The following is a 4,676-nucleotide window of genomic DNA, read 5'->3' as shown; positions in this document are numbered from 1 at the left end:
ACAACGCCTCCAGTCCCAAACCCTTCGCATGGAAAGCCAACCCTGGCGATATCATCGCAGCTCGGAACCGTGGGTTCCAAACGTTGGAGTCAATCCACTAGCTCATGTATTTATCATGTACCAGCGATCATTTGTTTACACTGTGGGTTGTCGACTGCGCTCGGATTGGCGTCCTGGTGGTCTGGCCTGCTTGGCTTCCGGGCTGTTGTCTTTACTGTTGATGGCGAGGCCTTGGGCAGAGCTTGAGGTATAATGTTGCCCGCAACGGACGGCTCGCCGTGTCCTCACCGACAGACAGGCGAAATTCGTGCCAACGGCAGTACAGAAATGACTGCTCTGGATCCGTTGCATCTTCGCAATTCGAGCGGCGGGCAGTCAGCTGAGGTCAACTCCCAACTCTCGCCATCATGCCAGCGAAAGCTGGCATCCCGCTTTCGCTGAAGTTCATGCTGACACAAAGCTGGACCCCAGCTTTCGTTGGGGTGACGGCACGGTTGGAGCGCAAGTCTTCCAATGGCCGGAACGCGCGCTAGACGGGCGGCACTGACTTTCCGATCAGGGCGATGCGGATCCTCGTTGACAGCATGTCGATTGCCGAGACCGTCACCAGAATCATGATGATGATGAAGCACACCGTTTGCCACTCAAGAGTGCGAATCTGCTCGGAGAGTTGAAGTCCGATGCCGCCTGCGCCGACGATTCCGATGATCGTGGCCGAGCGCGTGTTCGATTCGAAGTAGTAGAGTGCCTGGCTGATCAGGACAGGTGCGACCTGCGGAAGTATCCCGAAGCGGATCGCGTGAAGACGGGAGCCTCCGGAGGCCACGATGCCCTCCACCGGCCTCTTGTCCGATGCCTCGATCGCTTCCGAGAAGAGCTTTCCGAACGATCCGATGTCCGATGTTGCGATGGCCAGAACGCCGGCAAAGGGACCGAGTCCCACGACATTGATCCAAATCAGCGCCCATACCAGCGTCTCGACGCCTCGCAGGGTGTCGAAGCCTCGCCGTGTGAAGAAGCGCAGCACCTGCGAGACGGTGGCGTTGCGCGCTGCAATGATGCTCAGCGGAAGTGCGATCGTTGCCGCCAGCAATGTGCCCAGCAATGCGATGGCGACTGTCTCTGCGAGAGCCTTCGTGTAGCGCCACAGGCTTGCCGTGTCACCCCAGTCGGGCGGAAACATCATTAAGGCAAAGCTGCCCAGGCTGCCGAAGCCGGCGATGAGTTTGGAGAACGAGAACCCAAGATGCCACAGGCCATAAACGAAAAGGGCAAGCGCCGCTGCCGTGATCAGGCTCCCCGCGTAGCCCCGTGGTGCAAAGACCTCTGCATACCGGGTTCGTATTGCAGCGTCTTCCAGCGTCTTCAGGCCGCGATCCTTATTCATTCAATGTACCGCCGCGATGAAGCGTTGCCTGATGCGTTCGGTCACCAGGTCGATGATCGCAACCGTGGCGATGACCATGACGAGGATTGCCGATACGTCGGGGTAGTAGAACTTGCGGATAGCCTCGATCAGGTCCTGACCGATCCCTCCAGCGCCGACAAAGCCCATGACGGACGCGCCGCGCACATTGATTTCGAAGCGCAGCAGAGCATAACTCACAAAGTTGGACAGCACCTGCGGCAGAACAGCGAAGCGCATCGTCTGCGTCCAGGATGCACCGCTGGCGACGAGCCCCTCCACCGGTTTCTGGTCGATGTTCTCGAGCACTTCGTAGAACAGCTTGCCGAGCGCTCCCGCCGTATGAACGATGATGGCGAGGACGCCTGCCAGAGGCCCCAGCCCAAAGGCGAGCACGAAGATGAGCGCGAAGACCAACTCGGGGACGGTGCGGCAAAATTCGAGAATGCGGCGCATGGCAAAGCGCAAGGGCCCTGAGACGCCGAGATTTCCAGCGGCAAGAAAGCTCGCCGCGAACCCAAGCGCCGCGCCGACAATGGTCGCGACATAGGCAATCAGCAACGTATCGGCCATCAGCCGCAGCCACTTCCCGAAACCCCAGAACCATCCGGCGATATCGAAGATGACGAGCTGGCCGGTCTGCGGCCCGGAATCCAGAATGAAAAGGCGGCTGATATAGTTTGGAAACTTGTGGATATTGGAGAAGAAGAGGCCAAGGTCGACCTCTGCCAGCCACGAGGCTGCGGCCACAACAATCGCCAGCGCGATGGCGCCTGCGAGATAGAGCTTCCTCTGGCGGGACGCTTCCGCCTCATATGCCGCCAGCAGACGTTCGGCCGTGGGGCGTGAAGGTGTGGCGGTGGCTGTGGTCATGATCCAGCGTGCGATAGGCGGGACCCGCGCAATGGCGCGGATCCCACTGTGGCGTTACTGCTTGCGGAGCGTATCGACGAACTTGTTGAGTTCGACGATGACCTCGTAGTCGGCATGGCTCGTCGGAGCCCAGGGCTGAGCCTCACCATCGGTCAGCACCTGGAAGGCTTCCGGGTCGTTCTTGGCGATGCTGAAGAAGGCCTCCTTGATGCCGGCCTTGAGTTCATCCGGCAGAGCTGAAAGCATGGCCACCGGAGAGTTCACGATCATGTCGGACTTGAAGATCATGCGGAAGTCGTCGTACTTCGCCATGTCCTTGCGCTCCATGCGGCGGAGCATCGACTCGTTCTCGTCATTCCACCAGTTGAAGGCGGCATCCACCTGTCCCTGCTGCAGGGCGATGATGGCGTTCTCGTGGCTGCCGGCATAGACCACGTTGGCAAAGAACTCTTCCGGCTTGATGCCCATCTTGTTCATCGCGAAACGCGGCACGTTGTTGCCGGACGTGGAGTTGGGGTCGACGAGACCAAGGTTCTTGCCCTTCAGGTCCTCGAACTTCTGGTAGGGTGAATCCTTCTTGACCCACAGGACCGAGTAGTAACCCTTGGTCCCGTCCTTGTTGACCTGCATGCCGAACGGCTCGATCTTGGCGCCGTTCATGTAGGCGCGGGCATAGGCGGCAGGACCATACTGCGCGATGTGGATGTTACCGGCAATCTGGCCCTCGATCACGGCGGCATAGTCGTTGGCGATGCGCAGCTTGACCGGCACGCCCAGTTGCTTGGAAAGATACTGCACGAAGGGCTCGTACCGCTTTTCGATGCCGGTGGCGTTCTCGTCCGGAATGGCGGCGATGATCAGTTCCGGATACTGCTCCTTCCAGCTGGCGAAGGCGGCGGTCGCGGTGGCGGATACGGCCGCGAGGGCGGCGGCGGATTTGATGAGGGAACGGCGCGTCAGCATTGCAAGGCTCCTGGTTTTGGGTCTGTTGTGTGGAAGGCGGTGTCAGGCGGCGCTTTGAAGGGCGCCCGCCGAGTCATCCGGCCGTGCCGCCGCTTCCGAAAGGTCCAGCACGTCGTTTGCTTCTAGTCCGTAGAGATCGCGGACGAGTTCGTCGGTGAGCGCCTCCGGCTTGCCGTCGAACACGATCTGGCCGGCCTTCATCCCGATCAGCCGCGAGCAGTAATTGCGTGCAAGTTCGAGGGAGTGGAGATTGCACAGGACCGTCATGCCGTTCTCGCGGTTCAGGGCCCGCAGCGTATCCATCACGATGCCGGAATTGCGCGGATCGAGAGATGCGACAGGCTCATCCGCCAGAATGATGTGCGGGTCCTGCATCAGTGTCCGCGCGATCGCGACCCGCTGCTGCTGTCCGCCAGACAGGCTTTCGGCGCGCTGGCTCGCCAGGTCCCCAAGGTCGAGCCTGTCGAGAGCCCGCAACGCTGCAAGCTTTTCCTTCTCGGGCCAGGCCTTTATCATTGCCGCAAACGTGCCGACCGACCCGATCCGGCCCATCAGCACATTGGAGAGCACGTCAAGCCGTCCAGCCAGATTGAACTGCTGGAAGATCATGCCACAGGAGGCGCGCCACTGCCGCAGCGCCCGGCCCTTGAGGCGGGTGACATCCCTGCCCTCGAAGAGGATACGGCCTTCGCTTGGATCGACGAGCCTGTTGATGCAGCGCAGCAGCGTCGATTTGCCGGCACCCGATCGGCCGATCACGCCCACGAAAGCTCCGCGTTCGATCTCGACGGAGACACCGGCAAGCGCCGGCTTACCTGCGTAGGACTTTCCGAGTTCTTGGATCGTGAGCATTGTGTGCGTCCCTGTGGCTGGTTCCTTAATCGGAAGCCAACGACAGGTTCATGACGGACATGTCTCATCCGGATGACGGAAGTTGAAGCCTGCCGTGCTTTCGCCCTCCTGGGCGCCGTCCGGCAGCGGTTGTAGGATTGGTGCCGAGGGTGTCACATTTCTCCCAATTGTGCGGAAATGGACAGTTTCCGAGAGAAAACTCTTGTAGAATTTGAACGGAAACGGCGGGATCGATTGGGGCCGTTGAGCCTTCTTGGGGATATGTCGATGAAGAATGGAATTTTGGCATCGGCCGCAATGCTGCTTTTGGCCTGCGGGACCATGGCACCCGCCACGGCGGCTGATCTCGCTCCAGCCCCTGAGACCGGCGAATGGAAATTCACTCTTGCGCCCTATGCGTGGGCTGCCGGTCTCAATGGTGACGTTGGGCTTTTCGGCTTTTCGCCGGTAGACATCGACATTCCTTTCTCCGACATCATCCAGAATCTCGATTTTGCCGCCATGGGTGTCGCCGAGGCCCACAACGGCACGTGGGGCGTCTTTGCGGACCTGAACTACATCAGCCTCTCGGCAGGCGGGTCGA

General features: G+C 60.2%; 4 protein-coding genes and 1 pseudogene. 1 reads left to right on the top strand and 4 read right to left on the bottom strand.

The genetic code is table 11. The annotated features are described in order from the left end of the window. Nucleotides 1-529 precede the first annotated feature (529 nt). The 4 genes from phnE (ACILRA_RS20045) to phnC are packed head-to-tail and all read right to left on the bottom strand — an operon-like array spanning nt 530 to nt 4,093. Nucleotides 530-1,387: a phosphonate ABC transporter, permease protein PhnE gene (gene phnE / locus ACILRA_RS20045; protein WP_395663822.1), complete on the bottom strand. Its 858-nt coding sequence runs from the start codon at nt 1,385-1,387 to the stop codon at nt 530-532. Next, on the bottom strand, nt 1,388-2,278 hold the full coding sequence (gene phnE / locus ACILRA_RS20040; protein WP_395663821.1) for a phosphonate ABC transporter, permease protein PhnE: 891 nt from the start codon (nt 2,276-2,278) through the stop codon (nt 1,388-1,390). A gap of 54 nt (nt 2,279-2,332) precedes the next feature. Beyond that, entirely contained in the window at nt 2,333-3,241 is a 909-nt protein-coding gene (phnD, locus tag ACILRA_RS20035; protein WP_395663820.1) for a phosphonate ABC transporter substrate-binding protein, read from the bottom strand. Between the two features lie 42 nt (nt 3,242-3,283). Next, nucleotides 3,284-4,093, bottom strand: a complete 810-nt coding sequence (phnC, locus tag ACILRA_RS20030) for a phosphonate ABC transporter ATP-binding protein (RefSeq protein WP_395663819.1) — start codon at nt 4,091-4,093, stop codon at nt 3,284-3,286. Between the two features lie 267 nt (nt 4,094-4,360). Between phnC and ACILRA_RS20025 the strand changes: the two are divergent. Then, a pseudogene (locus ACILRA_RS20025) lies at nt 4,361-4,676 on the top strand (hypothetical protein); the annotation flags it as partial.

The sequence above is a fragment of the Aestuariivirga sp. genome, assembly GCF_044239095.1.
Lineage (GTDB): Bacteria > Pseudomonadota > Alphaproteobacteria > Rhizobiales > Aestuariivirgaceae > Aestuariivirga.
Note: the sequence above shows the minus strand (reverse complement) of the source record. Positions and strands in the feature narration are given on the sequence as shown.